Annotated in this window: 27 protein-coding genes, 2 tRNA genes and 2 pseudogenes; 22 read left to right on the top strand and 9 right to left on the bottom strand. The window is 45.0% G+C overall.

The annotated features are described in order from the left end of the window. Positions 1–161: 161 nt before the first annotated feature. On the bottom strand, positions 162–662 hold the full coding sequence (locus tag ACIQZ3_RS08865; protein WP_397392324.1) for a transposase: 501 nt from the start codon (positions 660–662) through the stop codon (positions 162–164). Between ACIQZ3_RS08865 and ACIQZ3_RS08860 the strand changes: the two genes are divergently transcribed. Then, positions 656–1144, top strand: a complete 489-nt coding sequence (locus tag ACIQZ3_RS08860; RefSeq protein ID WP_397392322.1) for a DUF2252 family protein — start codon at positions 656–658, stop codon at positions 1142–1144. The two genes, ACIQZ3_RS08865 and ACIQZ3_RS08860, sit on opposite strands and share 7 nt — an antisense overlap. 26 nt (positions 1145–1170) lie before the next feature. Here ACIQZ3_RS08860 and ACIQZ3_RS08855 read toward each other — a convergent pair whose 3' ends face one another. Further along, positions 1171–3117 (bottom strand): PhoX family protein, encoded by a 1947-nt coding sequence (locus tag ACIQZ3_RS08855; protein WP_397392320.1) that lies wholly within the window; start codon positions 3115–3117, stop codon positions 1171–1173. A gap of 118 nt (positions 3118–3235) precedes the next feature. Between ACIQZ3_RS08855 and ACIQZ3_RS08850 the strand changes: the two genes are divergently transcribed. The 3 genes from ACIQZ3_RS08850 to ACIQZ3_RS08840 all read left to right on the top strand — a co-directional run bounded on the left by ACIQZ3_RS08850 (position 3236) and on the right by ACIQZ3_RS08840 (position 5828). Continuing rightward, on the top strand, positions 3236–3880 hold the full coding sequence (locus ACIQZ3_RS08850) for an MgtC/SapB family protein (RefSeq protein ID WP_397392318.1): 645 nt from the start codon (positions 3236–3238) through the stop codon (positions 3878–3880). A gap of 62 nt (positions 3881–3942) precedes the next feature. Then, entirely contained in the window at positions 3943–4155 is a 213-nt protein-coding gene (locus tag ACIQZ3_RS08845) for a GDCCVxC domain-containing (seleno)protein (protein ID WP_397392316.1), read from the top strand. Positions 4156–4346: 191 nt separating this feature from the next. Continuing rightward, positions 4347–5828, top strand: a complete 1482-nt coding sequence (locus tag ACIQZ3_RS08840; protein WP_397392326.1) for an exopolyphosphatase — start codon at positions 4347–4349, stop codon at positions 5826–5828. A 3-nt stretch (positions 5829–5831) separates the two neighbouring features. Here ACIQZ3_RS08840 and ACIQZ3_RS08835 read toward each other — a convergent pair whose 3' ends face one another. From ACIQZ3_RS08835 to ACIQZ3_RS08820, 4 genes are read right to left on the bottom strand one after another with little or no spacing between them, the layout of a single operon-like run. Beyond that, positions 5832–6770 carry a GNAT family N-acetyltransferase gene (locus ACIQZ3_RS08835; protein WP_397392314.1) on the bottom strand — a complete coding sequence of 313 codons (939 nt, stop codon included), beginning with the start codon at positions 6768–6770 and terminating at the stop codon, positions 5832–5834. A 21-nt stretch (positions 6771–6791) separates the two neighbouring features. Continuing rightward, complete coding sequence (locus ACIQZ3_RS08830; protein WP_397392312.1) at positions 6792–7217, bottom strand: diacylglycerol kinase; 426 nt, start codon at positions 7215–7217, stop codon at positions 6792–6794. Positions 7218–7226: 9 nt separating this feature from the next. After that, on the bottom strand, positions 7227–8255 hold the full coding sequence (locus tag ACIQZ3_RS08825; protein ID WP_397392310.1) for a glycosyltransferase family 4 protein: 1029 nt from the start codon (positions 8253–8255) through the stop codon (positions 7227–7229). Continuing rightward, positions 8252–9061 carry a UDP-2,3-diacylglucosamine diphosphatase gene (locus ACIQZ3_RS08820; RefSeq protein WP_397392308.1) on the bottom strand — a complete coding sequence of 270 codons (810 nt, stop codon included), beginning with the start codon at positions 9059–9061 and terminating at the stop codon, positions 8252–8254. Before ACIQZ3_RS08820 ends, ACIQZ3_RS08825 begins: the two co-directional genes overlap by 4 nt. A gap of 127 nt (positions 9062–9188) precedes the next feature. Here ACIQZ3_RS08820 and ACIQZ3_RS08815 point away from each other — a divergent pair, with 127 nt between their 5' ends. The 5 genes from ACIQZ3_RS08815 (at position 9189) to ACIQZ3_RS08795 (ending at position 12862) form a co-directional block, all read left to right on the top strand. Next, positions 9189–9923, top strand: coding sequence for a lysophospholipid acyltransferase family protein (locus ACIQZ3_RS08815; RefSeq protein ID WP_397392306.1), 735 nt, complete (start codon positions 9189–9191; stop codon positions 9921–9923). 65 nt (positions 9924–9988) lie between these two features. After that, positions 9989–10894: a polyphosphate kinase 2 gene (gene ppk2 / locus ACIQZ3_RS08810; RefSeq protein ID WP_397392304.1), complete on the top strand. Its 906-nt coding sequence runs from the start codon at positions 9989–9991 to the stop codon at positions 10892–10894. A gap of 47 nt (positions 10895–10941) precedes the next feature. Beyond that, the gene (locus tag ACIQZ3_RS08805) at positions 10942–11769 is read left to right on the top strand and encodes a hypothetical protein (protein ID WP_397392302.1); all 828 of its coding nucleotides are present in this window, start codon (positions 10942–10944) and stop codon (positions 11767–11769) included. After that, entirely contained in the window at positions 11766–12338 is a 573-nt protein-coding gene (locus ACIQZ3_RS08800; RefSeq protein ID WP_397392300.1) for a chromate transporter, read from the top strand. Before ACIQZ3_RS08805 ends, ACIQZ3_RS08800 begins: the two co-directional genes overlap by 4 nt. After that, the gene (locus tag ACIQZ3_RS08795) at positions 12335–12862 is read left to right on the top strand and encodes a chromate transporter (RefSeq protein WP_397392298.1); all 528 of its coding nucleotides are present in this window, start codon (positions 12335–12337) and stop codon (positions 12860–12862) included. Before ACIQZ3_RS08800 ends, ACIQZ3_RS08795 begins: the two co-directional genes overlap by 4 nt. Before the next feature lie 8 nt (positions 12863–12870). Here ACIQZ3_RS08795 and ACIQZ3_RS08790 read toward each other — a convergent pair whose 3' ends face one another. Both ACIQZ3_RS08790 and ACIQZ3_RS08785 read right to left on the bottom strand, forming a co-directional pair. Beyond that, positions 12871–14955, bottom strand: coding sequence for a TonB-dependent receptor (locus ACIQZ3_RS08790; protein WP_397392297.1), 2085 nt, complete (start codon positions 14953–14955; stop codon positions 12871–12873). Between the two features lie 89 nt (positions 14956–15044). Continuing rightward, a complete protein-coding gene (locus ACIQZ3_RS08785; protein ID WP_397392295.1) occupies positions 15045–15422 on the bottom strand; it encodes a hypothetical protein in 378 nt (125 codons plus the stop codon). A gap of 48 nt (positions 15423–15470) precedes the next feature. On the opposite strand from ACIQZ3_RS08785, the gene ACIQZ3_RS08780 reads away from it, so the two are divergent. Beyond that, a tRNA-Pro gene (locus ACIQZ3_RS08780) sits at positions 15471–15547 on the top strand. A gap of 38 nt (positions 15548–15585) precedes the next feature. Next, positions 15586–15662 (top strand) — tRNA-Arg (locus ACIQZ3_RS08775). A 323-nt stretch (positions 15663–15985) separates the two neighbouring features. Here the strand turns inward: ACIQZ3_RS08775 and ACIQZ3_RS08770 are convergent. Then, entirely contained in the window at positions 15986–16174 is a 189-nt protein-coding gene (locus ACIQZ3_RS08770) for a hypothetical protein (protein ID WP_397392293.1), read from the bottom strand. An 83-nt stretch (positions 16175–16257) separates the two neighbouring features. Between ACIQZ3_RS08770 and ACIQZ3_RS08765 the strand changes: the two genes are divergently transcribed. The 11 genes and pseudogenes from ACIQZ3_RS08765 to ACIQZ3_RS08715 all read left to right on the top strand — a co-directional run. Continuing rightward, positions 16258–17337: an extracellular solute-binding protein gene (locus ACIQZ3_RS08765; RefSeq protein WP_397392291.1), complete on the top strand. Its 1080-nt coding sequence runs from the start codon at positions 16258–16260 to the stop codon at positions 17335–17337. An 8-nt stretch (positions 17338–17345) separates the two neighbouring features. After that, on the top strand, positions 17346–17921 hold the full coding sequence (locus ACIQZ3_RS08760; protein ID WP_397392289.1) for an energy transducer TonB: 576 nt from the start codon (positions 17346–17348) through the stop codon (positions 17919–17921). A 4-nt stretch (positions 17922–17925) separates the two neighbouring features. Next, positions 17926–18630, top strand: coding sequence for a MotA/TolQ/ExbB proton channel family protein (locus ACIQZ3_RS08755; protein WP_397392287.1), 705 nt, complete (start codon positions 17926–17928; stop codon positions 18628–18630). Positions 18631–18645: 15 nt separating this feature from the next. Then, positions 18646–19059: an ExbD/TolR family protein gene (locus ACIQZ3_RS08750; protein WP_397392285.1), complete on the top strand. Its 414-nt coding sequence runs from the start codon at positions 18646–18648 to the stop codon at positions 19057–19059. Then, entirely contained in the window at positions 19059–19262 is a 204-nt protein-coding gene (hemP, locus tag ACIQZ3_RS08745; RefSeq protein ID WP_397392283.1) for a hemin uptake protein HemP, read from the top strand. Before ACIQZ3_RS08750 ends, hemP begins: the two co-directional genes overlap by 1 nt. A 7-nt stretch (positions 19263–19269) precedes the next feature. Next, positions 19270–19482: a hypothetical protein gene (locus ACIQZ3_RS08740; RefSeq protein ID WP_397392281.1), complete on the top strand. Its 213-nt coding sequence runs from the start codon at positions 19270–19272 to the stop codon at positions 19480–19482. Between the two features lie 110 nt (positions 19483–19592). After that, entirely contained in the window at positions 19593–21815 is a 2223-nt protein-coding gene (locus tag ACIQZ3_RS08735; protein WP_397392279.1) for a TonB-dependent receptor, read from the top strand. Positions 21816–21832: 17 nt separating this feature from the next. Then, complete coding sequence (locus ACIQZ3_RS08730) at positions 21833–22516, top strand: Fe2+-dependent dioxygenase (protein WP_397392277.1); 684 nt, start codon at positions 21833–21835, stop codon at positions 22514–22516. A 167-nt stretch (positions 22517–22683) separates the two neighbouring features. Continuing rightward, positions 22684–23793, top strand: a pseudogene (locus tag ACIQZ3_RS08725) (IS3 family transposase). A 476-nt stretch (positions 23794–24269) separates the two neighbouring features. Then, positions 24270–24893: a hypothetical protein gene (locus tag ACIQZ3_RS08720; protein WP_397392275.1), complete on the top strand. Its 624-nt coding sequence runs from the start codon at positions 24270–24272 to the stop codon at positions 24891–24893. A 433-nt stretch (positions 24894–25326) separates the two neighbouring features. Beyond that, positions 25327–25535 (top strand): annotated as a pseudogene (locus ACIQZ3_RS08715) (IS3 family transposase); the annotation flags it as partial.

Below are 25535 nucleotides of genomic sequence, written 5' to 3'. Positions count from 1 at the left end.
GACGGTAAATAAGGTGGTACGTTCAACTAAGGTGCCAATCGAGGATCGGTTGTAGGCACCTTTAATCAAGTCACCCTCCCAATGGCCTGGAATGAGTCGTTCATCAACTTCTGGGGGTCGCTCATGGATGCTCGCCATAGCGGGTATGGCTCCACGTCGATCTACCCCACGGGCACGTGGCCTCGCTTGGTATGCCCATGCCGTAACCAGCCAGTGACCTCTTTGCGCAGCTCACCTCTAGGCATGGCATAGATGGCCGTATAGATCGTCTCATGACAAAGTTGCAGCGAAGGATCGTTAGGATGCACAGCTTGAAGTGTGCCTGCAATTTCCTCTGGTGAGTAGCCTAACTTCAGATGATCCATGACTTCTTTCCACAAAGCAGTATCGGGTCGTAAGCGCTTCTCCACTTTAGAGCAATGCGTAATGTCATGTGCTCGTTCTTGGGCTGCTACTGCCCGGTAGCCACCGGCTAGGCAAGGACGACCTGCAAACCGAATCTTCCTTGGCCTCACCCAACCATTACGACGTAACTCCCGAGTGATTGTGGAACTACAGCGCCCCAAGGATTGAGCAATCTGAGAGGGTTTTTGCTTCTCACTCAAAGCCAATTGAATAAAAGCTCTTTCTACCCCACTTAACTGCTTGTAATGACTTGTCATGCAATATTTTCCTATTAAAAAATATTGCACTTACTTTTCGAGCGCGCCCTCCTTATCTTGGTAAATCTATTTATCCTAATATGGGTCACCGCGTAGTGGCTGGACAGCGATTGTTGCAAGGCGCTCCTGATATTTTCTTAAATTCAGGATTTATTATGGACGGCGCCAATCTTAATCGGCACTTTTATCTTCGTCAGCCAAGGGATATGAAGGGCGGTATTAATGTAGATCCTGGCGGCGTTTCTCTCAAGAACTTTCCTGATTACGCCAAGCTATTTGGCTGGGCTCTTGCTTTGGGCCATGCCCGCTCAGGCGATGTTGCAATGATTTCTGGTTATTGTGGCGAAACGCAAGAGTTTGATGATGCAATGTACAGTTTTGCTCAGTTCTATGCAAAGCAGAATCATGCTGACTATGAAGTGTTTTGTCAGGCAGTCAAGGCTGGAAAAATTCAAGTCGGCAAGAAGAAGGCTCTCAAATAAATCCTGCTGGTACCGAGTTAGAGGGGTTAGGTAATTTTGATGCCGGCAGGCTTGGCGGTGATATAACCTACCGCAGCACCAAATCGATTCTTGTAATTCTTTTGAATCAAGGGATTCAATATAGGCATAACCTTGGCATGTATTTTTCCTAGCCAATCCCCTGGATGTTGGAAGTTAGCTGTGATATAAGTCCAGCCATTGAGGTTATCAACCACACTTAAGCCGGTTGCTTCTGCGCCAGACGGCATTGAGGCGATTCTGCTGAGTTTCTTAGTATCTACGTTATAGGCCCAAATAAAATTATTTACATGGGTGCTGCTATCTTCCCCAATAAAGAGGGTCCTTAACTTTTCAGAAAACTTTAAGTTATCAGGATTGGAGATGGTATTGGGATCTGCTAAATTGCCGAGTTCATCTTGAGTAATATCTCGACCAACCATCAGTGCTGATAATTGACTTGGAACCCAATGGCTCTTGATTGGACCTCCCGTTTGATCGTATTGGTTGCCTTCAAGCTTGCTAGTCATGATGGCGCCTGCGATCAAAGGCTTATCGAGTTCAATCATGCTCTGTGAATTCCAACCCTTGCCGCTTTTGATCATTGAGTCTTGTATATTTTGCAGGGCAAAGTAAGCAACTTTATCTTTCAGATTGGCGCTAGTTCCCTCCATCTTGCTAAAGCCCATACTGCCGCCCATTAAATAGGCATAGCGATGAGTTTCTAAAAATGCCGCTGCCTTATCCATTCCGGGTTTTAGCTTTACCCAATTTGCAACACCATCACAGTAAATTTTGGTGAATGTCTCGTCATTAGGGTCGACCTTTAAAACAGTCATGATGTCTGATGGTTTTAAAGTCAGAGCTAGTTTCTTGATTTCATCGCTAGTGGCATGACCCAGCTTGATCCAGGATAATTTTGCACCTTCGTCTTTTGGATCTATGGAAAATCCTTGACCTAGTTTGGCTACATAAAGCGTTCCAGAAGACAGATCAGCTTCTTTATCCGCAATGAAAAGAAATAGACCGCTATTCGTAAAGTCATCACCCATCAAAACGGTTCTTCTATCAGGCATTACTTCGACTAATTCATGTGAAATACGCCCGAGACAGTAGTGCTTTACAAGGGTACCCGTTCCATCAGGATTCACGGTTACTTCGGGCAGGTGGCCATAGTTGTATGGATTGGCACTAGTTTCATTGCCATAGAGATTTTTACTAAAAGTCTTAAAGCGCACATTCTCGTGCGCAAAGGGTGCGTCTGGCTCATATTCTTCGCTAGATAAATGCGTATTCCATGGTGAAAGGCTGGCGCCACAGGTAATCCATAAGCCCTGGGCGCTGGAAGTATCTACGGGAGTGTATTTGACTAAGGTGAGTTTGCCGCTAGCGGGGTCTTGATTAAGCGTTAAGACAGCAATTTGAGAGGGAAGGACCCCATACATTTTTTCATTGCCCTGGTTGGTATTTGTATATTCAAATTGAACAACTGCAAATACCGTGTTGCCTCGCATGCCTTTAACATTCGACTTTTCAAGCTTCAACAAAGACATTCCATCCGGACAATCTGAAAAGAATTGCCGTTCTTTGCCTGGTACAGAGTTATCCATAATCGGCCTATTGTGAATATCAACATATCCTCCAGCCAATATTTTTTCGTTCTTACCATCCGGAACCATATCACCAGTGATGAAGAATGGTTCATAAGCCAGTTTGTATGTTTTTTTATTCCCGTTCTGCATGGTGATTGCAAGCATCGACCCCACTGAAGTGGTTGCCATTGCTTCTGGATTGGCTAGAGAAGGCGCCTCCATAGAAATAAATTCTGCAGACTTAAAGCCTGAGGCGGTTTCGGCAGCAATTAACGGGGAGCTATTGAAGAACGCTGAAAGGCCAACAGACCCCATCGGTAGCATGGGAGTGGCAACAGCCATTTTGATGAATGAGCGACGCTTGTGTACAGTAGGATTTGACATGGTGGATATGGTTGGCTAATTATTCATTTTCTAGTCAAAATATGACAGTTTGATTATTGCCCCTGTTTGGGAATGCTTCGGAGTTTTGATTCTCGTTTGAATTGGGTATGATCGCTACATGGAGTCTTTAAGCAATATCGATTTCATCTCTTTGGTAGATGCTGCCATTAGCCTCAGCACTGCTTTTATTCTTGGGGGCCTAATAGGGCTTGAGCGCCAGTATCGTCAAAGAACTGCAGGTTTGCGCACCAATAATGTGATGGCTTACGTAGTTTCTGGTATTGGATTTTTGGGTGCCGGCGTCATCATGCGCGAAGAGGGCAATATTCGAGGTATCAATACTGCGGCGACACTCTGGGGATCTGCTGCTGTCGGTGTATGTGCTGGTGCCGATCTGATTCTCGAGGCCTTGCTCGCAACCTTGTTTGTTCTTGCAGCTAATACGCTATTGCGACCAGTAGTTAGCCTAATTAATCAGCAGCCATTAGACACGGACTCGGTTGAGGTTACCAATTCTGTGTACATCATCACCCCAAAACACTCGCAAAAAATAGCCTTGAAGCAATTTATAGACATCCTTGAAACTGCTGGATATCAGGCTCAAGACGTAGAAGTGCATCAATTTGGGGTCGATGACGTAGAGATTCAGGCGGTGTTGACTGCTTCTGCAGTTGAGGGTGCAAAAATGGATGCTTTGATTGCAAGATTAGCCTCTATGGACTTTGTAAATCAGGCATTCTGGAGTCCTAGTACAACCGATTGATGCTTTGCATTCAATTATGGGGCTGTCTTTATTTTGAAATATTTTCAGTGCAATATTCAGCTGTGAATACACTTTCCCAAAACCAGCATTCCCTAATTACCTGTCCCAACTGTCAGGGCCATGAAATCCTAGAGATTCCACGAGGAACTTCTCAGCACCTATACCGTTGCCCTTCCTGCAGCACTATTTTGAAGCCTAAGTCTGGTGACTGCTGTGTCTTCTGTAGTTTCGGGAGTGTAGATTGCTCTAGTTCTGAGCAAAATTTAGCCGCATAGTCTGATTCCAATTGGGAAACTAGTAGACTGGCTATTCTTTTTCATGAATATGTCACGATAATTTCATAAAATAGACACATTCATTAAAGCGCAGCCCTATTGGAACCATCTTGGCATTACATAAAGACATCTCTGGAAAAAATGCATCAGACTTAGTCGCTGCGGTGGACTTAGGCTCAAATAGTTTTCGGATGCTGGTTGCCCAAGTTGTCCACACTCCATCTGGTACTCAGCTGCGTCCTATTGATACTTTGCGGGAATCGGTTCGTCTTGCTGCGGGCTTAACTGATGACAAATTACTAGGTAATGACGCTTATCAGCGTGGAATTACTGCGATACGCCGTTTCGGAGAGCGCATCAGAGGTTTTGATCCTTCCAAAGTCCGTGCGGTTGCTACGAATACGCTTCGGGTTGCCAGGAATGCCTCTAACTTTGTTCATGATGCTGAAGGGGCCTTGGGATTTCCGATTGAAATCATTGCTGGTGTTGAAGAGGCACGCTTAATCTATATTGGGGCCGCACACGAGGCGCCCGCTGTACACGGTAACCGCCTAGTGGTGGATATTGGTGGTGGCTCGACCGAGTTGATTATCGGCAAGGGCTACGAACCTAAACTCATGGAGAGCCTTTACATTGGCTGCGTTTCTCATAGTCTTCGTTTCTTCCCCAAAGGGAATATAGATTCTCACGCCTTTAAAGAGGCGGAGCTGGCTGCACGTCGAGAGATTCAAGTAATCGCTGGGGCATATCTGAAGTCAGGGTGGAAGCAGGTTATAGGATCCTCGGGAACTTCCCGCGCCTTAGCGGAGTTAATGGCTGAAAATAACTTTAATGGTCAGGCGGATGGTTTAACAATGGGGCGAGTCAATAGCTCTAGTGGTTTAATCACCCGCGATGGCCTAAGGGCCATGAGGAAGCACCTTCTGAAGTACGAGCACATCAGTCAGGTTGAATTGAATGGTCTCAAGGACGATCGACGTTCTGTCTGGCCGGGTGGACTGGCCATCATGATTGCTATCTTTGATGAGCTTGGCATTGAGAGTATGGAGGTGACTGATGCCGCCTTGCGCATCGGTGTGCTGTACGACTTATTGGGCCGTTCTCAGCATGACGATATGCGTTTTGTGACGGTCGAGCAATTTATGCAGCGCTATGCCGTAGATCGAGAGCAGGCTAAACGAGTCGGCAATCTAGCGGCGGAATTTTTAGCTCAACTGCCTAAGCCGGATTCCGAGAGCAGGGCAGACAATATTGCTTTGCTCCAATGGGCTGCGAACTTACACGAAATTGGTTTATCGATTTCTCACAACGGTTATCACAAACATTCAGCCTATATTGCAGGTAATGCCGATATGCCAGGCTTTTCTAAAAATGATCAGGCGAGATTGGCTGCAATACTAATTGGTCATGCCGGAAAATTGGGTAAGCTGGCCAATAATCCAAGCTTCTCTGATTGGCGCATGTTGTTCTGTTTACGTCTAGCCCAAGTACTTTGCCGCGGTCGTAGTGACGGCAATTTTCCTAAGATGAAGGTATCTGAGCACGATGGTTCCTACCTTGTCACTCTTTCAAAAGAATGGGCAAAAGAACATCCCTTAACTGAATTTAGCTTACAAAAGGAAGCGGCCGAATGGGAGCGTATCGGCCGGCCTTACACCATCAGCTTGAAGTAATTCCTAAAGTCCTAAGAAGTGTTTAGCGTAGCGTGGATTGATTTCAGATAGGCGGAGCATAGTAAGAACATCCGCGGTATTGAAATCTGGATCCCAGGCCGGAGCGCTACAAATCTTTGCCCCCAATTTCAGGTAACCCTTAATCAATGGAGGTGGCTCCACCTGTAAGCCGCCATTAAGGCGATCGAGGGGTAGTGGTAGGCGTGGGAAAGCATGATTCTCTACTGGCGCCATTTGTTCGTTGCTGAGAGAGTTATAGAGGCTAGCTGCAAAGTGACCGCCATCCGCCATCGGAATGCTTGCGCAGCCGAGCATAATTTCATGGTTATGCTTTTGCATGTATTGGGCAAGACCGCTCCACAATGCCATGATGACAGCTCCAGAACGATAGTCTGCGTGGACACAGGATCTGCCTAATTCAACCATCTTTGGACGCAAATGATTTAAGCGTGACAAGTCAAATTCAGAATCAGAATATAAGCGACCAATTTCCATAGCTTTGTGTGGAGGTAGAACTCGGTATGTACCAACTATCTTAAGCGATTCTTGATCACGAATGAGCAAGTGATCGCAATAGGCATCAAAATCATCAATATCTAAGTTTTCTGCATTCTTAGGAAGATTTGCGCCCATTTCTTCTGCAAAGACTTTATAGCGTAGGCGTTGAGCTTCTTTAATTTCGCTCGCATTGCTAGCCCACGTAATTTGAAATGCGGGGCGTTTTGCTTTGACTGGAGACTTTTGAGGGGCGACCAATTCTTGAGCTGTTAATTCAGCCCGTGCTTTAGTGGCAAATTTTTTGCCAAAGAGTTTCTTCGCTATTTTTTTGGAGAACAGTTTTTTAATAGCATCTGCTTTGTTTTTCTTATTCTTTTTCGGGTTGCCTTCAAAGCGTGAGTTGAAGATATCAAATGCAGCTAATGGGTTTGGAATGTCCGACATATTTATCCTTAAGTATCTGACTTAAATCGTATAGGCCTTGTGTTGCCAATGCATGACAAGGGGGGTGCAGATCGTGAGCCAAAGTAGTGCGGCAACTAGGAGGGCTAACATTACGGCTGCTGAGCCAAAATCTTTGGCGCGCTTTGACAAATCATGGTGATCAAATGAGATGCGATCAATTGCTGCCTCTACGCTGGAGTTCAACAATTCAACAACCAAGACCATGATTAATGATGCAATGAGCGCGCATTTTTCAATGGGGCTGATGGGTAGAAAAAGAGCTACTGGTGAGAGAATGATTAGTAAGACAAGTTCTTGTCTGAATGCACTTTCTTCCTCGAATGCATAAACAATACCGCACCAAGAGTTCTTCGCTGCATGCAAAGCTCGAGTTAGCCCCCGGTTTCCTTTGTGGGGGTTTTGCTTAATGTCGTAAGGAGTGGTCAAAACTCAACCTTAAGCAAGAGCAGTAACATGAACTTCAGGCGATGGAACTGGTTTAAGGTGGCTGGCAAACTGCTCTGAAGCAGCTTTCCAGGAAAACTTTTCAGCATGCGCCCGAGCTACTTCCCGTGGAATTCTTAGGGCCTGCAGGCAAGCAACGCGCAAATCCTCATTCATAGCCCCTGCTGGGGAGTTTCCTAAGACATCAATTGGGCCCGTTACGGGATAGGCTGCTACAGGTGTCCCGCATGCCATTGCTTCTAGTAATACCAGCCCAAATGTATCTGTTTTGCTTGGGAATACGAATACATCAGCTGCAGCGTAGACTTTAGCAAGCTCATGCTGCCGTAAAACACCAAGGTAATTAATGTTGGGGTATTTTTCTTTGATTCCAGCTATTGCTGGGCCATCTCCCACCACCCATTTAGAGCCCGGTAGATCTATCTCAAGAAATGCATTGATATTCTTTTCAACCGCGACGCGACCAACGTAGAGAAAGATTGGGTGAGCACTATTAAGCGCTTTTGATTCTTGCATCTTGAAGATATCAAGATCTACCCCTCTAGACCAAAGCACAACATTGTTGAGGCCATATTTCTCTAAATCATCTTTCACCACAACCGTAGGCGCCATCACTGCCATTGATGGACCATGGAACCAGCGTATGAATGCATAGGTAATTGCAAGCGGGATACCTGTTCGAGCTTTGACATACTCTGGGAAACGGGTGTGATATGCAGTGGAGAGGGGTAGATGATTTTTAACCCCATAGGCACGGGCTGATAAGCCTAATGGGCCTTCTGTGGCGATATGCATTGCATCTGGTGCGAATGCTTTAATTCTGCGAGCAACTTCTTTTCCGGGAAATAGTGAGAGTGCAATATCAGGATAGGTGGGGCAAGGAATCGATTTGAATCCATTTGGCGTAATCATTTCTACTTCATGGCCCATAGCAATCAGTTCAGTGCGTGTTTGCTTGAGTGTTCTTACAACGCCATTCACTTGTGGGTCCCATGCATCGGTGATGATCATAATTTTCATGCGGCAGCCTCTTTAATAAGTGCTTCAACAGCGGGTTGGAGAGTAATTTCAGGAACCTGCACTGGATCACCCTGAATGTGAGTCCAATAAATAATTTTGAGTTCACCTGTAGTGGTTTCAACTAGGGCAGAAAGGCTTTCCACCCAATCACCATCATTGCAATAGAGCAGGCCATCAATTTTACGGATCTCAGCCTTATGAATATGCCCGCAAACGACACCATCGCAATTACGTAAGCGTGCCTCTCTAGCCATAATGTGCTCAAAGTCCGCAATGTAACTCACAGCGTTTTTCACTTGATGCTTAAGATATTGAGATAAGGACCAATATTGCAGACCCATCTTGACTCTCAACATATTGAAGTATCGATTGATGTAGAGGATGAAGGAGTAAAGCGAGTCGCCAACGTACGCTAGCCACTTGGCATATTGCATGACGCCATCAAACAGATCGCCATGGGTAACCCAGAGCTTGCGTCCATCTAAGGTTGTATGGATAACTTCTTCTTGTACCTTGATATCCCCAAAGGACATGCCAAAATATTGCCGGGCAGCTTCGTCATGATTACCGGGGATGTAAATGACCTCTGCACCTTTTCGGGCCTTACGTAGCAGCTTTTGAACTACGTCATTGTGGGCTTGGGGCCAATAAAAAGATTGTTTAAGCCGCCACCCGTCAATGATGTCGCCAACTAAATAAAACTGATCAGCTTCATTGTGTTTTAAGAAATCGAGGAGGTAGTTTGCCTGACACCCTGATGTGCCTAGGTGTACATCTGAAATCCAAATAGCTCTGTAATGCGTCATGAGTATGCATTAAGCACAAGCTTTATGAAAGCCTCATGACGCTTTTAAGTCAATTTGATGACTTGATTTATATTGATGCTTGTTTATGAAAAACCTTTCACCCAACTGCCAGACAATCCGGACACCAATGCCCCTGCAGATTTGGGTATGGACTCAGATTTGGATTCATGTTCTTTGTGGTGTCTTTACGCTTTCATTTATCTTTCCTTTTCTTGATCGAGTTAATAAAGATAGAAAAATTCAGTATTGGTCAAAGTCTCTTCTAAAAATATTTAACATCGAGCTTGTTGTACTTGGCGCCGATGTAATTGAGAAGACTCCACACCTCATAGCATCCAACCATATTTCTTGGTTAGACATATACGTGATCAATGCATTTAGGCCCACACGCTTTGTTGCAAAGTCTGAAGTAGCGGGCTGGCCTATTTTCGGTTGGATGGCAAAACAGTTGGGAACTGTATTTATTCGTAGAGATAGTGCCCGCCATGCAAGACAGGTTGTTGATCAGATGGCCGGAGTTTTAAAAACAGAGCCTATCTGCATCTTCCCTGAGGGAACCTCAACTGCTGGCGAATGCGTTTTACCGTTTAAGCCCAATCTTTTTGAATCGGCAATCGTCGCCCAGGCTCCCGTGTACCCAATTTCCATACAATACCTCTCTAAAATGACCGGTATGAGGAGTGATTCCCCCGCATTTATAGGCGATATGGGGCTTTTGGAGTCGATGTCTAAGATCATTCGAAATCGTTTCTTGCTAGCTCAAATTACCGTCCTGCCCCCTTGTTTTTCTGGTCAAAATTCAAATATAGATCGGAAGCAATTAGCCAATTCTTGCCAGGAACTGATCGCTAAAACCCTGTAATCAGCATCCGTAACAAAAGTGTCATATCCTTGAGATACAAAGCTAGTAACGCCTCAGGGGAAGAAATGACATCAAAGCATAACGAGATGGCCGAGTGGTATCGGCGCGCTCAAGAAGAAATTCTAGATAGCATGGATGAAGAGCTCGAAATGGAGCTTGATGATGACCGCCTTTCTCAGGATGGTGGGAGTGCCTCAGTCATTCCTCGCCACGTTTATTTTAAGGAGCTTTTTCGTCTGCAGGGTGAGCTAGTTAAGCTCCAAGACTGGGTAGTGGAGAATAAGTTGAAAGTTGCGGTTCTATTTGAGGGGCGTGACTCTGCAGGTAAGGGTGGAGCTATTAAACGCATTACTCAGCGGCTCAATCCACGTGTATGCAAGGTGGTTGCTCTAAACGCACCAAGTGAGCGAGAGAAGACCCAGTGGTATTTCCAGCGTTACGTATCGAATTTACCTGCCGGCGGTGAAATTGTATTATTTGATCGCAGTTGGTATAACCGTGCTGGTGTTGAAAAGGTGATGGGCTTTTGTACCGACGATGAGTATGAGGAATTTCTGCGTACGGTTCCAGAATTTGAGCGCATGATCATTCGATCAGGAATTATATTGATCAAGTATTGGTTCTCTATTTCAGATGATGAGCAATACAACCGTTTCATGATGCGCATTCATGACCCGTTAAAGCAGTGGAAATTAAGTCCAATGGATTTGGATGCACGTCGACACTGGGAGGCCTACACCAAGGCCAAAGAAACTATGCTGGAGCGTACGAATATTCCGGAGGCCCCATGGTGGGTTGTAGCCGCTAATGACAAGAAAAAAGCGCGCTTAAATTGCATTACGCATTTGCTTGATCAGATTCCTTATAAAGAAATCGATCACCCGGAAATCACCTTGCCTGCTCGGGTTCATAACCCTGACTACTTACGTGGACCGGTGCCTCCTGAAATGTACGTTCCAGAGGTGTACTAAGCTTTTCTAGAAGGTGTTATCTCTTACTAAAATTAAGGGGTTAACACATGAAGCTGCATGAATCTATTACCAATCGGGAGTTTAAGCTCCTGATCAAGCCTAAAGGCTTGGACCGACGTCGAAAAATCACTGAATTAACTGACCAGATTCTGAAGTTTTGCAAAAAGAGCAAGGTCGAATTTTTTCACCTTGATAATGCGACTACCGGCCTTCGCAATATTTACTTTTATGACACTCCCGGCGAAGATTTTCGTCGCAATAATGTTATTTTGAGGGTTCGCGAATCTCGTCAAAATGTTTGGGTAGATGACTGGTGTGAGGTGACCCTCAAATGCCGAGCTCATGATTTATTAGAGTCCTCTAATTTCAATCCAAGCCCCAATAAAAAAATCAAGTCGAGATTGCGCTTAAAAGAGGAAATATTGCGCGGCGATGATGTCGGCTCAAAAAGATCAATCTATTCGAACAATGCCATTTTGGATTCAGTACCTTTGGATAATTTGTTTGATCGAACCTTAGGTAGTGCTATTAAATTTTTCCCTGGCTTGGCTCATCTATCGATTGATAAAAAATTACCACTGCGGATTGTTGGTGGAAGTGCTAATAAGATTTTAGAGGCTTGCCTGCCAATCGGCAACTTGGTATTTGGCGACGGCGTTCAGGCGCACTGCGATATTGCTATTTGGATGAAAAGTGTAGGGGATCCCATTGTTGGAGAGTTAGCATTCTCTTATCGTGTCAACGATGAAAACCGCTCACAAGCAAAAGCGCACAAGCGCGCAGATAAGTTCTTTAAAAAGTTACAAGTTGAGCTAGCTAACTGGTTGGAGATCGGTAGCACTAAAACCGCTTTAATTTATGGAAAGCCAGAGTGAGTCTAGACGCTGTTCAGCTAGCGTCAAATACCCAGGCTCCAAAGCTGAGAGATATATTTATTCAGTTTTGCCTGATTGGCGTCATCAGCTTTGGCGGCGGCATTATTGCCTATGAGCGCATTCTTTTGGTAGATAAGCGTAAGTGGCTTTCCCCAGATGAATTCATGGCTTATCTGGCGATTAGCCAAACCATGCCAGGACTGAATTCAGTCAATATGGCCGTCTTAGCTGGAGACCATCTGCGCGGTGCATTAGGTGCCATTGTGGCGACGATCGGCTTAATTTTGCCTGGTAGTCTATTTGTGCTGGGTATGGGCATCTTGTACCCAACCACATCCGATCACCCTCTGGCTAATCTCATCTTAATTGGTATTGCAGCTGCGGCGAGCGGTCTTCTAGCTGCAGTTACTTATCAAATGGGCGGTGATAATTGGCGTCAAATTAAATCGCTCTTGATTATTGCTGCCACCTTCTTGTTGATGAGTATTGCGAAATTGTCCTTACCGTTAGTTCTCCTCATCATGGCACCGATTACTCTCTATATTTATCGACCAGGTAAGGGTGCATGAGTCTTCTGATGCACCTGGCCCTGAGTTTTGCTTTGCTATCGATCCTAGCGGTAGGTGGAGGCACTGCAGTGCTGCCGGAGATGCAGTCGTTGCTGTCACATCGGTTCGGTATTGACCATACTCAATTTATTCATATTTACAGTATTAGCCAATTAGCACCCGGACCCAATATGTTGATGGTATTGGTGATTGGGTACCAATTGGCCGCCCTCCTAGGAGCTAGCATTGTTTTGCTGTCATTCTTCTTGCCCTCTAGCGTTCTGTGCTTTTACATGGGCAGGCTATGGAATCGGTTTGGTGAGAGCCCGTGGCGAAGAGCAATTCAGAATGCTTTGGAGCCCATTTCGATCGGCCTAATGGCTTCTGGAGTTTATGCCGTTGGCAAGACATCCATCGTCGGTGGAATTAGTGCGGCACTTGCTTTGGTCAGCTTTTACCTCATCCTCAGAACCAAAATTAACCCAGTGTGGGTAATTTTGGGGTCCGGAGGATTTGGCGCGCTGCTCATGACTTATCTAAAATAGCCCGGGGTTTAAAAGGTGCCTCTTAGGCCCACCATTAAACTTCTACCTGGTTGGGGTGCATAGAGCCTTACTGCCATTGGTGTAGTGGCATAACGAATTTGCTCATTAAGTAAGTTCTTGAGATTCATATACACCGTCCAATTCACATCCTTGACTCTCTCGGTGTAAGAGATTCCCGCATTTAGGAGGTTATAGCTAGGTGCTGGACCTTGCTCCCAAGTTGCCAATCGATTTTGCTGGTAGCTATAGATGTAGCTAGCATTAGTAAGCCAGCCATTGTGTTGGTGTGCAATTTCTGCGCCTAACCGTGGAGCTGGCTGAAGTGGTAGGTTGCCGCCAGCATCAAACGCTCCCTGAGAGGCATCACCAAAAATACGTCCACCCACACCATGCTGACGCCAGTTATAAGTCAGCTCACCCTCAATGCCTTTAATAGTTGCCGCCGCTTGTTGAGCGGTGACTACGCTAAAGCCATCGCCTTCTTGCCCGCCATTGTTAATTGCGGCGCCTGTGTAATAACCATAGATGTAATTATTAAATCGATTTGCGTACACACTTGCTTTGCCGCGCATTAAGCCGCTGGTTTTCTGAATATTGAACTCTAAGTTATGTGAAGCCTCTTTAGTGAGGTTGGGATTACCAATGTCGAATGTGGCGGTAGATTCATGGGCACCGTAAGAGTAAAGCTCTTGGGCGCTTGGAGCTCGTTGGGAGACTGTGTAGGCAACTCCGGCACCATGACCTTGCATAAAGTTCCACAGACCACCTGCAGAGTAGGACGCTAAATTGAAATTACGATTTTCGAGCGTAATTCCTGGTGTCGGCCCTGAAGTTGTATCTTGAACTTCTAATTCAGTGCCTAAATTGGGTTTCTGTGCAACGTTGTTATATCGAAGTCCTAAGCTACCTTGCAGTGATTTCCACTTGCCTTCCTCAATCCAAAACAAGGCATTGGAATTTGTTTTGGTAGGCGGGACAATGGCATAACTTCCCGCGCCAACTTCAGTAGCATTCAGCGAGGCGGCAGAGAACTGCGCTCCGAATGTGCCTTTCCATCCGGCAATTGGATTATGGGCTAACTCAAGACGAGCCTCATTGGCGATATTTTTCCATTGGGATGCTGCTTCACCCGCATTATTAAATTCTGTGTGGTTGTAATTAGAGTTAGCGGCACTAAATTTAAAAGATGAAAATCCTGCAAATGGATCTCGAGTCTGATGTTGGAGGTCGTATCGATTTTGTGATTGATTAATCGATCCACCCTCAGGTGTTGGAATGCCGTAATTGTTATTGAGTCGCTCAACAGAAACACCGGTATACCCATACTGCCCAATATATGAAACACCGGCCCCCAAATTATTCTGATTGCTAAAAGTATTGGGTAGTTTCCCAGTGTAATTTGTTGCATCGACACCATCAGGTGGAACTGTCCATCCTCCGGGAGGCTGAATGGATCCTCCTGGAATGGTGTAGTTATTGGCATTGTTAATTGCTGTATCTACGTGGACTGCCACAGAACCAAAAGCACCATCCACCCCTACAGAACCAGCTCTGCCATTGTTCACTGTTTCGTAGCTTGTACTGACTGCGCCCGTAGGTCTATCAGGTAAGTTGGTGAGGATACGATCATTCACTACGTTAACTAATCCACCGCTAGAGCCTGAGCCGTAGAGTAGGGCGGCCGCACCGCGCAAAATCTCCACTTGGCGTGCGTTTTGCATATTGTTTCCAACGGCATGATCTTGGGAGATATTGGAAACATCGCCAACTGATAGACCGTTTTGCAAAATTTGAACCCGAGAGCCTTCAAGGCCGCGGATCACTGGGCGAGATGAGCCGGCACCATAACCAGTTGCTGATACACCCAATTCATTAGCAAGTGTGGCGCCGAGTGTTGCCCCTAATTTATTGAGGAGCTCATCACCCTGGAGAATTTTAGTAGGCGTCAAAATACTCTGTGTAGCCTCTTGAGATCCAGTTGCGGTGATTTCAAGAGGGGGGTCAGATTGTGCAAGCGCGGAAGTGCTGATTAATCCTGAAACAAAAATGTAGATTAGCCTGCGCTTAGCCAATGGCTTAATAATTTGAAACATGATATTTCCTTCAATCCTAATTCGTAACGCCGAATGAATGGCGTAATAAATCTAAAGGCCAACTAATTTAGTTTGGCGTATTGGGCGATTTATAGGATGAGCTTAGGTGGGGCTCTAGATTGATATAGCCCAATATGAATTCGGGCTAGTAAGGAGTCAGCGGATGCCAATTGCACTTCATGAATGAAGTTGCTTGCAAGGAAAAGGGAGGGTGTTGAAGCAATGAAGCCAGCAAGTGTGACTGCATCTAGCAGGTGGCAGCTTGCAGAGCTATGGCCAAGAGTAGGCGCTTGATCTACGCAACTCTGTTTGACATTTTGGTTCTGTATTCCGGAGTGGGAGATACCATGGGCAAAGCCAATCCAGTGGGTGCCCAACAAGCTGACAAGCAGAAAACTAAGGGCTATAAACCCCTTTAGTTGCTTGCTCAATTTGCTTGTAAATAAGGCTTCCATGCACCAAATCATACAGTATTTGCCCTCCTAGGCCATCTCGGTGTAGAATATCGATTCCGTCGGAGTGTAGCGCAGCCTGGTAGCGCACCTGCTTTGGGAGCAGGGGGTCCAAGGTTCGAATCCTTGTACTCCGACCACTTTCTATTTGCTTTACGTATTTCAGTCCCAGTACACACTGCCTATAGCTCAGCTGGATAGAGCAACGCCCTTCTAAGGCGTAGGTCGCACGTTCGAATCGTGCTGGGCAGGCCAAAAACCCCGTTGTTTATTATTGCTCTAACTTTTTTCATTGTGCTTAATTGGCTCAAGCTTGGATAGCGTTGGATCACCTTTAGTCAGCGTGGGCAATCCAGTTAACTATCAGCAACTCAGATGTGATTTTGACTCTGACGATCAGGTGTCGGTTTGACCCAACTGTGCAGTGTCGGGTTAAGTGACGGTTAGGCCGCCCCCTCGGATGCTCAAAACTAGGTAATTAGGGGTAATTGGGTGGCAGAGAACGGCTAAAAGCAGTCCTTCCTACGCTCGCTATCTGAAGCCCAGTTTGTGCCGCTAACGTTTAAAATTTTCTAACTCTAACAGTGCGCTCTGTCAAGATCTTCAATAGTCACCAGCGCTTGTTCAATTAGTTCAACGGGAATTTCCTTGGAGTTGATAAGGGCATTGAGGGCAATAATCGCTTGCTTTGCTGCCATTTTGCAGCCTGCTTTCTGGTAATTCAAGACCATTGCAAGGGCTCCTGAGGTTAATTGATTTGATTTCACTGGGATCTCCATCTTTAGTTGAAAATTATTCCTGAATAGTAATGATTCTCATTATGATGTAGAATTCTTAAAATTCAACAAAAATGATGATCAATATCAAACAAAAGGCTAGAAGAGTGAATTCAAGAAAACTATTGGTAGGTAGCTTGTTGTTGCTGGGTATCTTTGGCGCGAGTGTGTATGCCGCAGAGCCTGTCAAAGAAATAAATCTATATTCAGCCCGTCATTACCAAACAGACGAAGCTTTGTATAGCGACTTCACCAAGAAGACGGGGATCAAGATTAATCGGATCGAAGCAGATGACAATGGTATTTTGGAGCGTCTAAAGAGTGAGGGCGATAAAAGTCAGGCTGATGTCATATTGCTCGTTGATGCTGCTCGCTTGTGGAGGGCTCAAATGCACAATATATTTGCGCCAACCAAGTCCAAGTACCTTGATGAGCGGATTCCCCTCAACTTAAGGGCTAATGCCGAGGCGAGCGGAACACCTTGGTATGGATTCTCTACTCGTGCCCGCGTTATTGTTTACAACAAGGCCACAGTCAAAAAGGCTGATGTAGATACTTACGAAAAGCTAGCAGACCCGAATAACAAAGGAAAGGTCTGCACCCGATCTGGTGCTCATCCATATATGCTCTCACTTGTGGGTGCATTAATGGAAAGAGATGGCCTGGCAGAGACCGAGGCTTGGGCAAAAGGCATGGTAGCCAATATGGCTCGGTCTCCAAGGGGTGGTGATACAGATCAAATTAAAGCAGTAGCCTCAGGAGAGTGTGGCGTTGGTTTGACAAACTCATACTACTTTGCTCGCATGATGCTCTCTGATAAGAGCGATGATATGACTGCTATTTCAAAAGTAGGTTTTATTTGGCCAAACCAGGGGGCTGGCGGGGTGCATATCAATATCTCTGGTGGCGGCATGGCTCGTAATGCCCCACACCCAAAAGAGGCGATTCAATTTCTGGAATATTTAGCGAGTGACTCGGCTCAAGAGTACTTCGCTAATGGTAATAACGAGTGGCCAGCAGTCCAATCGGTCAAGGTGGACAATTCAGCGCTCAAAGCCCTAGGCACTTTTCAGTCGGAGAAGGTTTCTGTATCAGCAATTGGTAAGAATCAAATTGCCGCTCAGAAACTCTTGGACCAGGTTGGTTACAAGTAATCAACGTCATGTTTATATCTTTAGGCGAAATTACCTATAAGAAGGCTGGGATTGGGGTAGCGGTGATGCATGCCGTTATTCCGCTGGCACTAATTATGTTGGCATTCAATTACTCGAGAAAAGCAGAGCCTATTTTAATGATGGCGCAAATAATTGACCGAGAATCAATGGCCATTACCCCATCGGTTCATGTAAAGCCCAAAGATAAAAAATTGGATAAGGAAAAAACAACCAAGGATAGTGATCTTGTAAAAGAAAAAACAAGCGAAGCGAAATCAGAAGGGGCGTTAGCATCTGCACCAGTTTCCATGCCCAACTCTGAGGCCTCTGAGTTGAATAATCCGAAGCCACCTTACCCAGCAATTAGCAAAAAACTGCGGGAACAGGGCTTAGTTCTTTTAAAAGCTTGTATTGGTGCCAATGGATCTTTAGATAGCCTCGATTTGAAACAAGGATCAGGTTTCTCGCGGCTTGACCAAGTTGCACTGCAGACAGTAAAGCAATGGAAATTTATTCCAGCAAAAAAAGGTGGCACCCCAATACCGATGTGCTACGAGTTACCAGTTAAATTTATTTTGGAGTAGTGATATGAATTCAGGTTTGAGTTTGGTTAATTTATGGGTTGAGGGCGGATTTGTCATTCAGCTAACGGCAATCATTTTGCTGGTGATGTCGATTGCCTCGTGGACGGTGATGGTCGTAAAAGCAATGATGATTTACAAGGCAAAACAGCAGGCCAAGCAATTGCATGATTTTTGGCATAGTCCCAATCTCAATAATGCTCTTGAGGCTCTTGAGTCTAGTGACCAGGACGCCAATCCTTTTAAGTCTCTTGCTCTGGAGGGTCAAAATGCCATGCGTCACCATCGCAATACCGAGAAGCATTTGCATGATTCTTTGGATTTAAACGATTGGATTACCAGTAGTTTGCGAAATGCGATTGACGATGTAAAGGAACGCTTTGGTTCCGGATTAATCGTGTTGGCCTCTATTGGATCTACGGCGCCTTTTGTTGGTTTGTTTGGAACGGTATGGGGAATTTACCAAGCGCTGATCACAATTAGCGATAGCGGTATGTCTAGTATTGATAAGGTGGCTGGCCCAGTAGGTGAGGCACTTGTAATGACTGCCTTCGGCTTAGCGGTGGCTATTCCAGCCGTCCTGGGTTACAACGCGCTGCTTCGCGGCAATCAATTTATTTTAAATAGATTAAATAGATTCGCGTATGACTTACGGGCGTTTTATGTTGCTGGATTTCAGCGCTCAAATTCTGACAAAGCCTTTACAGAGTAATTTTGGAGAATTGAAATGAGCTTTGGATCCTTTGATAGCCAAGAAGAGCACTTTATGAGTGAGATCAATATGACGCCATTTGTGGACGTCATGCTGGTTCTCCTGATTATTTTCATGATTACCGCACCCGTTCTCAAGCATGCTGTTGAGGTGAATTTACCTCAAGCCTCTAGTAAGCCCCAAATTAATAAGCCAGAGATTTTAAGTTTAAATATTGATCAATCTGGCGGTTACATCTTGGATAAGAAAAAGCTAAGTGAAAAAGAGCTTAACGAACAGTTACAGCAAGCATCTAAGGCAAGCCCACAACCAGTCTTACATATTTATGGTGATAAGAAGGTGGAGTACGACTATGTTGCTAAAGCAATGAGCCTTGCCGATGGTGCTGGTATTGAGAAAGTGGGCTTTGTAACCAGCCCAGGTAAATAATGGCTAGCATTAAAAAAGATAATCTCCCATCCAGTCTAGCCCCAAGAATTATTCAGCTAGATAGCCGAGAGCAAGAGGTTGCCATCCGGAAGGTAAATAGTAAAGAGTTGTTTGGCGATTCTCAAAGTTTACTTATTGAGCATGAGGGCACAATTTACTGCTTGCGTGCAACGAAATTTGGCAAGCTCTTAATTACCAAATAAACAGGAAATGACCAAGGTCGGAATCTATTCCTGCGTTTTAGCGCTTATGTGGGGTCTTGGCGGATGCACCTCCTCTAAGCAGGTGGGATCGAGAGGTAATTTAAGTGGGGATGAAATTAGCGTTGATGCGAGTACCGTAGTAAATCAGAACTTGATGAATGAGCAAAATGCAGTAACCCCTAGCGAAGTTTATAGAAATGTTCCTGGGATGAGTCGATAGTTTTTGTAGTTGAATTAATTAAAACGAGTAGCCAGCCGTACATGGGGTAAATCCCACGCGATGCAGCAAGCCAATTGAAATTAACTAATGTTTATTAGATTGGATTTGTTGTGAGAAAAAAGAACGTCAAAAGAAATCAACGCTTAAATGAGCCCCAGTTATCTCGGGCTACTTTGGGGGCTGCGGTCGCAATGATCATGGTCACCTCTAGTCAAGCGGCATTTGCCCAAGCTACCGTTCCAGAAACTAAGTCTATGGGGCAGGTTGAGGTAAAGGCAAAGTATGATGAAGAGTCAAATCGCTACAACCGCAATTACAGCAACATTGGAAAGATTACTCAGGAAATATCTGATATTCCACAGGCCATTACCGTTATTCCAGAAGGATTGCTGGAAGATCAAAATGCAACTACCTTAAAAGATGGCTTACGAAACGTACCGGGATTAACTTTCAATGCGGGTGAGGGCGGCCGCATTGGTGACAACATGAATATCCGTGGTTTTTATAGCTTTGGAGACTTATATGTTGATGGAATTAGAGACACAGCCCAATACAACCGTGACCTCTTCAACGTCACTCAGGTTGATGTACTCAGGGGTGCGGCCTCCATGTTGTTCGGTCGCGGTCAATCTGGTGGGGTTATTAACGAGGTAAGTAAAACTCCATTCTTAATGAATAAGAGTAATGCCGCGGTGACAGCTGGTAGTTATGACTACTATCGCGGGACTGCTGATATGAACGTTGTGCTGAATCAAGAAAGTAGTACTGCATTTCGATTAAATGCAGTTGCTCAGGATGCCAAGAGTTCACGGGATGTAGTTCAAAACAAAACACTCGGTTTTGCGCCAACAGTTACGTACGGTATTGGCACTGATAATCAGGTTTCCCTAAGCTATTACTATCTTGACACCAACAATACACCAGATTTTGGTGTTGGGTTTGTCAATGGGAAGCCCTTAAATACCGCTACAGGTTTTAGTGGCACGAATCAAGATTACGAGAAAAACACAACCCAGTTGACTACTTTGTCCCAGCAATATACTTTTGATAAAGATACCTCCCTGAATACCAAGATTCGTTACTCTCATTATGACCGCTCGCTTTGGTCTAATAAGGGTCGCTCAGTTCTTCCGGTGACAGCTCTTGCTCTAGCCAATCCACGTGGTGGGGAAGAATCAACATTTGCTTTCCAGTCAGATTTTAATAAGCGGTTCTCAACTGGGTTGATCGGACATGAGTTATTGACTGGCGTTGAGGTATACAACGAGAATGCCGAGCGATATTCCTACGATACTGCTGGTTGCTCAGTGGCGAATAACCCAGCTCGAAGCACATTGATTGGTAATAACAGTATTGTGCGGGATACTTGTACTTACGGCTATGGTAATCAAGTTAAAACACCAGCAAGTCAAGTAAATTACAAGGGTAATACCGCCTCTATTTATGCTCAAGATATGGTCGAGGTTTATACCGGCTGGAAAGTAATGGGCGGCATTCGGTATGACTCCTTGAGGGCTAATTACCAGGCCCCAGGCAGTGCAACTACATTTGGCCCTTCACGCCAGGCAAATTTAAATTTTGGTGAGCAAAGTTATAGAGCGGGACTCTTGTATCAACCTACTTTAAATTCCAATTACTACCTCACATGGAGTGACTCATTTAATCCAACGGCTGACTTATATCAACTTTCGGCTGGAACCGGCTACCCGGCCGAGCGAAGTGCAGTAAGCGAGTTAGGTGCTAAGTGGAACGTAACGGATGATGGTCTGGCATTAAGAGCAGCTCTTTATCAGGCGGTGAAAAAATGGGAGCGTAATACCGACATTAACAGTACTAGCTCAATCGATTCAGTAAAAAGACATACCAATGGGTTTGAGCTTGAGCTTACTGGAAGTATTACCGATAAGTGGGATATTTTTAGTGGTGGAGCATTAATGAACTCTATTATTGATGATCAAGGCTATAGGGGGACTACTCGCCAAAACCCTAACTTAGTTGGCATGAGATCGCGTAATGCTCCTGCTTATACCTACAATATTTGGACAACCTATAAGGTTGCTCAAAATTGGAAAGTTGGGGGCGGAGTATTTGGAGTTGGCCAAAGACAGGTTTATGGTTTAAGCACCGGTACGGGGCCCATTACAGCTAATCAAGTTCCTGCTTATGCTCGTGTAGATGCTATGTTGCAGTACGACATCAAAGAATACTCTTTAAAGTTAAATGTGATGAACTTATTAAATACGACCAACTATGAGTCTGTATATGTCAATGGCGGCTTTGCAATTCCTGGCACCTTAAGGTCGTATCAGTTACAGGCGGTTGTTCGTTTTTAATTTATCTCGGAGAGAATATGTTGCTGCATGTACCTAAGGTGTTATCTAAGTCCCAGCTATCTGAAGTTCGCAAAATTATTGATAGCGCCAATTGGGCTGATGGATCAATTACTGCGGGTACGCAGTCGGCTAAAGCTAAGAAGAATTTCCAGTTACCTGAAGATGGCATTGAGTCTCAAAAGGCTCGCGCTATTGTTTTAGAGGCTTTATCAGGAAACGCGGAATATCTTACTGGCGCTCTTCCTAAGAAGATTTACCCCCCATTGTTCAATAAGTATGAGGGCTCAAATAATCAATTTGGCAATCATATTGATAATGCGGTGAGAACTCATGCTGCGAGTGGAAAGCACGTTCGAACAGACATTTCCTGCACCTTATTTCTGACCGATCCAAATGAATATGAGGGCGGTGAGTTGGTAGTTGAGGATACTTTTGGCGAACAAAGAAATAAGTTCGCGGCGGGTGATATGGTGATGTATCCAGGATCATCTGTTCATAGGGTAGAGCCAGTAACTAAGGGCGCCCGGATCTCTTGTTTTTTCTGGACCGAGAGCATGATTCGCGGAGATGATCAGCGCCGAGTTCTTTATGATCTTGATAACGCCATTTATCAATTGCGCAAAGTAAAGGACGGCACTCCAGAGGTCATTCGCTTGACCGGGGTGTATCACAACCTCATGCGCATGTGGTCAGATGTATAGAGCTTTAAGAAGCTACTTCAATCCATTAGGAAATCAAATGCTAAAAACCCTCGCACATTGGTTAAAAGAGATTGGTGTGCAAACCGCTTACATCGAACCAGGCTGGTAATCGTCCCCTAGAACCAAAGTAATCAGAAGTAGAATTTTCTCAATAAGAGGAGTTCTACATGAAGCGTTCTAAATTTACTGATACCCAGATCATGGATGCCCTAAAACGGGTCGATGCTGGCTTAGCTGTTCCAGAAGTCTGCCGTGAGCTGGGCATTAGCACTGCCACCTTCTATAAATGGCGTGCCAAATACGGCGGTATGGACACCTCCATGATGGCTCGCATGAAGGAGCTTGAAGCTGAAAATGCCAGACTTAAGAAGATGTACATCGAAGAGAAGCTTAAAGCGGAGATCGTGACTGAGGCCCTCGCAAAAAAGTGGTGAGGCCGTCTCACAGGCGTGAGATGGCCCAGCGGGCGGTCAGAGAAAAAGCAATCCCCATTCGCTTGGCTTGTGAAGCCTTTAGGGTCAGCGAGTCTTGCTACCGCTATGAAGCCAAGAACAATGCCGAAAATGAGCTCATTGCCAATTGGTTGATCCGCCTAACGGACAACAATCGGAACTGGGGCTTTGGTCTATGCTATCTATATCTGCGCAATGTAAAGAACTTCAAATGGAACCATAAGCGGATCTATCGTATTTACAAGGCTTTAGAGCTGAACTTACGTATCAAACCTCGTAAGCGTTTGGTGCGAGATAAGCCAGATGCTTTGGTCGTGCCACTGAGCATTAACCAAGTGTGGTCAATCGTCCCACGGGATTCCCTTCGGTCACTTTATGCATGACCAGTTGCAAGATGGCAGATCCATCCGCTTGTTCAATGTCATTGATGACTTTAATCGAGAGGCATTAGGGATTGAAGTGGACTTCTCATTGCCAGCAGAGCGAGTCGTGCGCAGCTTAGATCAGATCATTGCTTGGCGAGGTAAGCCTTGTGCGATTCGAGCAGACAACGGTCCCGAACTGATTAGCGGCAGACTCATGGAATGGGCAGCTAAACATCAAATCCACATACAACATATCCAGCCAGGTAAACCACAACAAAATGCCTATGTGGAGCGCTTTAATCGCACCGTCAGATATGAATGGTTATCTCAACATTATTGGGAAAGCATTAACGAAGTTCAGGAGTGCGCAACACAATGAATGTATAAATATAACCATCAACGTCCAAACATGGCATTGGGCGGCATCACCCCGAAACAGCGACTGGCCATGGTTGCTTAATTAACTCTACTTCTGAGAGCGGTGGTTAATGGGGGGATTACCTAGTGAGCTCGAAATCCATTCCTTTCAACACCTAAATCCAAAACTGGAAAGTCGGCATGAGCTGGAGCGACATTGTTTTTATCGCCCAACAAATGAACTTGGGTGGAAGCTCAACCCTTGATTTTGATTCAGACTGCCTGATACGGTTTTAGTGAAGTTCCTCAGTTTACGGTCGGATAAGCGCACTCCAGTAGTATTTGAAAAGCAGTACCAAGCGGGTGGCAAGTGCCTGGGATATTGGTAGCGATTCAAAACAGTAAAAATAATAATACTCAGCACAAATTATCGTTAGAATTCACATTGGCCATGCACCCATGAATGCCAAATATTCTTTTTTCATTGGGGTCGCCTGCGTGGGTGTGCTTGTATGCAAAGATACTGTCGGTATCTTTCATTTTTAGATAGACGAATAAAAAAATTATAGAAAGTATTTCATGAATGAAAAACAAATATTTAGTACGATTTATGAAAAAAATGCTTGGGGATCGGTCGAGTCGATCTCCGGACCAGGGTCGTCATTAGCGGCAACAAAATTTTTAATTCGTGAATTAGCATTTTTACTCAAAAAGTATTCAATAAAGAGTGTTCTTGATATTCCATGCGGGGATTTTAATTGGATGCAAACTCTTGACTTGTCATCAATTGAATATTTAGGCGCAGACATTGTAGATTCGTTAATTCAAAAAAATTCTGAAAGGTATCCTGAAAATAAATTTGCTGTTTTAAATTTACTAAAAGACAGGTTACCGGCTGTTGACTTAGTTATATGCAGAGATTGCTTGTTTCACTTTCCAAACGAAGAGATTCATGTCGCACTTAAAAATATTAAAAGTTCCGGCTCAAAATTTTTATTGACCACTTCCTTCGGATGGAAAACCTGGCCAAATCTAGACATTGAAATGGGTGGCTTTAGGCGACTTAACTTGGAATTGACCCCATTTAATATGCCAGCTCCTTTGGAAAGAATTATTGAAGGCAATCTTGAGTCAGAACCGCAAGCAGGTAGGCAAGCTGATCGCTCCATGTGCTTATGGGCCTGCAAAGATTTGCCCGATTAATTTTGCTCTTGACATTCTCCCCACCTTAAAGGGTAGGGGGTGTCATTACGCGAAAAAGAGTGTTGCCTGGCGGCACGTTGCCCCTTGAGGCTTTAAAGATCCAATAAATGAGGGTTGGCGTGCAACTTCTGGTTAGCTTCTTGATAGTTGCATTACTTGTAATGCAGCCACATCCTCAATATTCGTACAGTTTTTTGCTCGATATTGATTCTGCGGGAATGCGTGCCCGTTAGCTTACCCTCCGGATTTTCATAGAGCGGGAGATTTTGGAGGAGGGCCTATTGCCAAAGGTGTTTATGTCAAATCCGCCATTCAGCTTTGGATTCTTCCAGTACTCTACAGGCTAAGTTGAGATTTTTATAGGGATATCAATATTGGCGGACTGAACCGCCCCGGCTTTAATGGAGGCTCTAACTTTTGAGAAGATAGAGTCATGAACAGCAAATCTAGTAAGTTTTCCCTGAAGTACGCAAACGCACCGTTCAAATGGTTTTAGATCACCGTGGTGAGTATCCATCCCTGTGGGCGGCAATTGAATCGATTGCCGGTAAAACAGGCTGTACAGCCCAAACCTTACGCAATTGGGTTCACAAACATGAGGTTGATACCGGAGTGCGAGGCAGTGTTACCAGCGATGAGCAG

The sequence above is a fragment of the Polynucleobacter sp. genome (genome assembly GCF_044342855.1).
In the GTDB taxonomy this organism is placed as follows: domain Bacteria; phylum Pseudomonadota; class Gammaproteobacteria; order Burkholderiales; family Burkholderiaceae; genus Polynucleobacter.
This window is presented reverse-complemented; position numbering and strand designations above follow the sequence as displayed.

Excerpts from the sequence above, each read along its gene's own strand:
- ACIQZ3_RS08755 (WP_397392287.1), top strand. The coding sequence starts at position 17,926 with ATGAATTCAGGTTTGAGTTTGGTTAATTTATGGGTTGAGGGCGGATTT.
- ACIQZ3_RS08855 (WP_397392320.1), bottom strand. The coding sequence starts at position 3,117 with ATGTCAAATCCTACTGTACACAAGCGTCGCTCATTCATCAAAATGGCT.
- ACIQZ3_RS08795 (WP_397392298.1), top strand. The coding sequence starts at position 12,335 with ATGAGTCTTCTGATGCACCTGGCCCTGAGTTTTGCTTTGCTATCGATC.
- ACIQZ3_RS08760 (WP_397392289.1), top strand. The coding sequence starts at position 17,346 with ATGTTTATATCTTTAGGCGAAATTACCTATAAGAAGGCTGGGATTGGG.
- ACIQZ3_RS08840 (WP_397392326.1), top strand. The coding sequence starts at position 4,347 with ATGCTGGTTGCCCAAGTTGTCCACACTCCATCTGGTACTCAGCTGCGT.
- ACIQZ3_RS08850 (WP_397392318.1), top strand. The coding sequence starts at position 3,236 with ATGGAGTCTTTAAGCAATATCGATTTCATCTCTTTGGTAGATGCTGCC.
- ACIQZ3_RS08805 (WP_397392302.1), top strand. The coding sequence starts at position 10,942 with ATGAAGCTGCATGAATCTATTACCAATCGGGAGTTTAAGCTCCTGATC.
- ACIQZ3_RS08720 (WP_397392275.1), top strand. The coding sequence starts at position 24,270 with ATGAATGAAAAACAAATATTTAGTACGATTTATGAAAAAAATGCTTGG.
- ACIQZ3_RS08865 (WP_397392324.1), bottom strand. The coding sequence starts at position 662 with ATGACAAGTCATTACAAGCAGTTAAGTGGGGTAGAAAGAGCTTTTATT.
- ACIQZ3_RS08835 (WP_397392314.1), bottom strand. The coding sequence starts at position 6,770 with ATGTCGGACATTCCAAACCCATTAGCTGCATTTGATATCTTCAACTCA.
- ACIQZ3_RS08765 (WP_397392291.1), top strand. The coding sequence starts at position 16,258 with ATGATGATCAATATCAAACAAAAGGCTAGAAGAGTGAATTCAAGAAAA.
- ACIQZ3_RS08790 (WP_397392297.1), bottom strand. The coding sequence starts at position 14,955 with ATGTTTCAAATTATTAAGCCATTGGCTAAGCGCAGGCTAATCTACATT.
- ppk2 (WP_397392304.1), top strand. The coding sequence starts at position 9,989 with ATGACATCAAAGCATAACGAGATGGCCGAGTGGTATCGGCGCGCTCAA.
- ACIQZ3_RS08750 (WP_397392285.1), top strand. The coding sequence starts at position 18,646 with ATGAGCTTTGGATCCTTTGATAGCCAAGAAGAGCACTTTATGAGTGAG.
- hemP (WP_397392283.1), top strand. The coding sequence starts at position 19,059 with ATGGCTAGCATTAAAAAAGATAATCTCCCATCCAGTCTAGCCCCAAGA.
- ACIQZ3_RS08730 (WP_397392277.1), top strand. The coding sequence starts at position 21,833 with ATGTTGCTGCATGTACCTAAGGTGTTATCTAAGTCCCAGCTATCTGAA.
- ACIQZ3_RS08740 (WP_397392281.1), top strand. The coding sequence starts at position 19,270 with ATGACCAAGGTCGGAATCTATTCCTGCGTTTTAGCGCTTATGTGGGGT.
- ACIQZ3_RS08820 (WP_397392308.1), bottom strand. The coding sequence starts at position 9,061 with ATGACGCATTACAGAGCTATTTGGATTTCAGATGTACACCTAGGCACA.
- ACIQZ3_RS08785 (WP_397392295.1), bottom strand. The coding sequence starts at position 15,422 with ATGATTTGGTGCATGGAAGCCTTATTTACAAGCAAATTGAGCAAGCAA.
- ACIQZ3_RS08825 (WP_397392310.1), bottom strand. The coding sequence starts at position 8,255 with ATGAAAATTATGATCATCACCGATGCATGGGACCCACAAGTGAATGGC.
- ACIQZ3_RS08815 (WP_397392306.1), top strand. The coding sequence starts at position 9,189 with ATGCCCCTGCAGATTTGGGTATGGACTCAGATTTGGATTCATGTTCTT.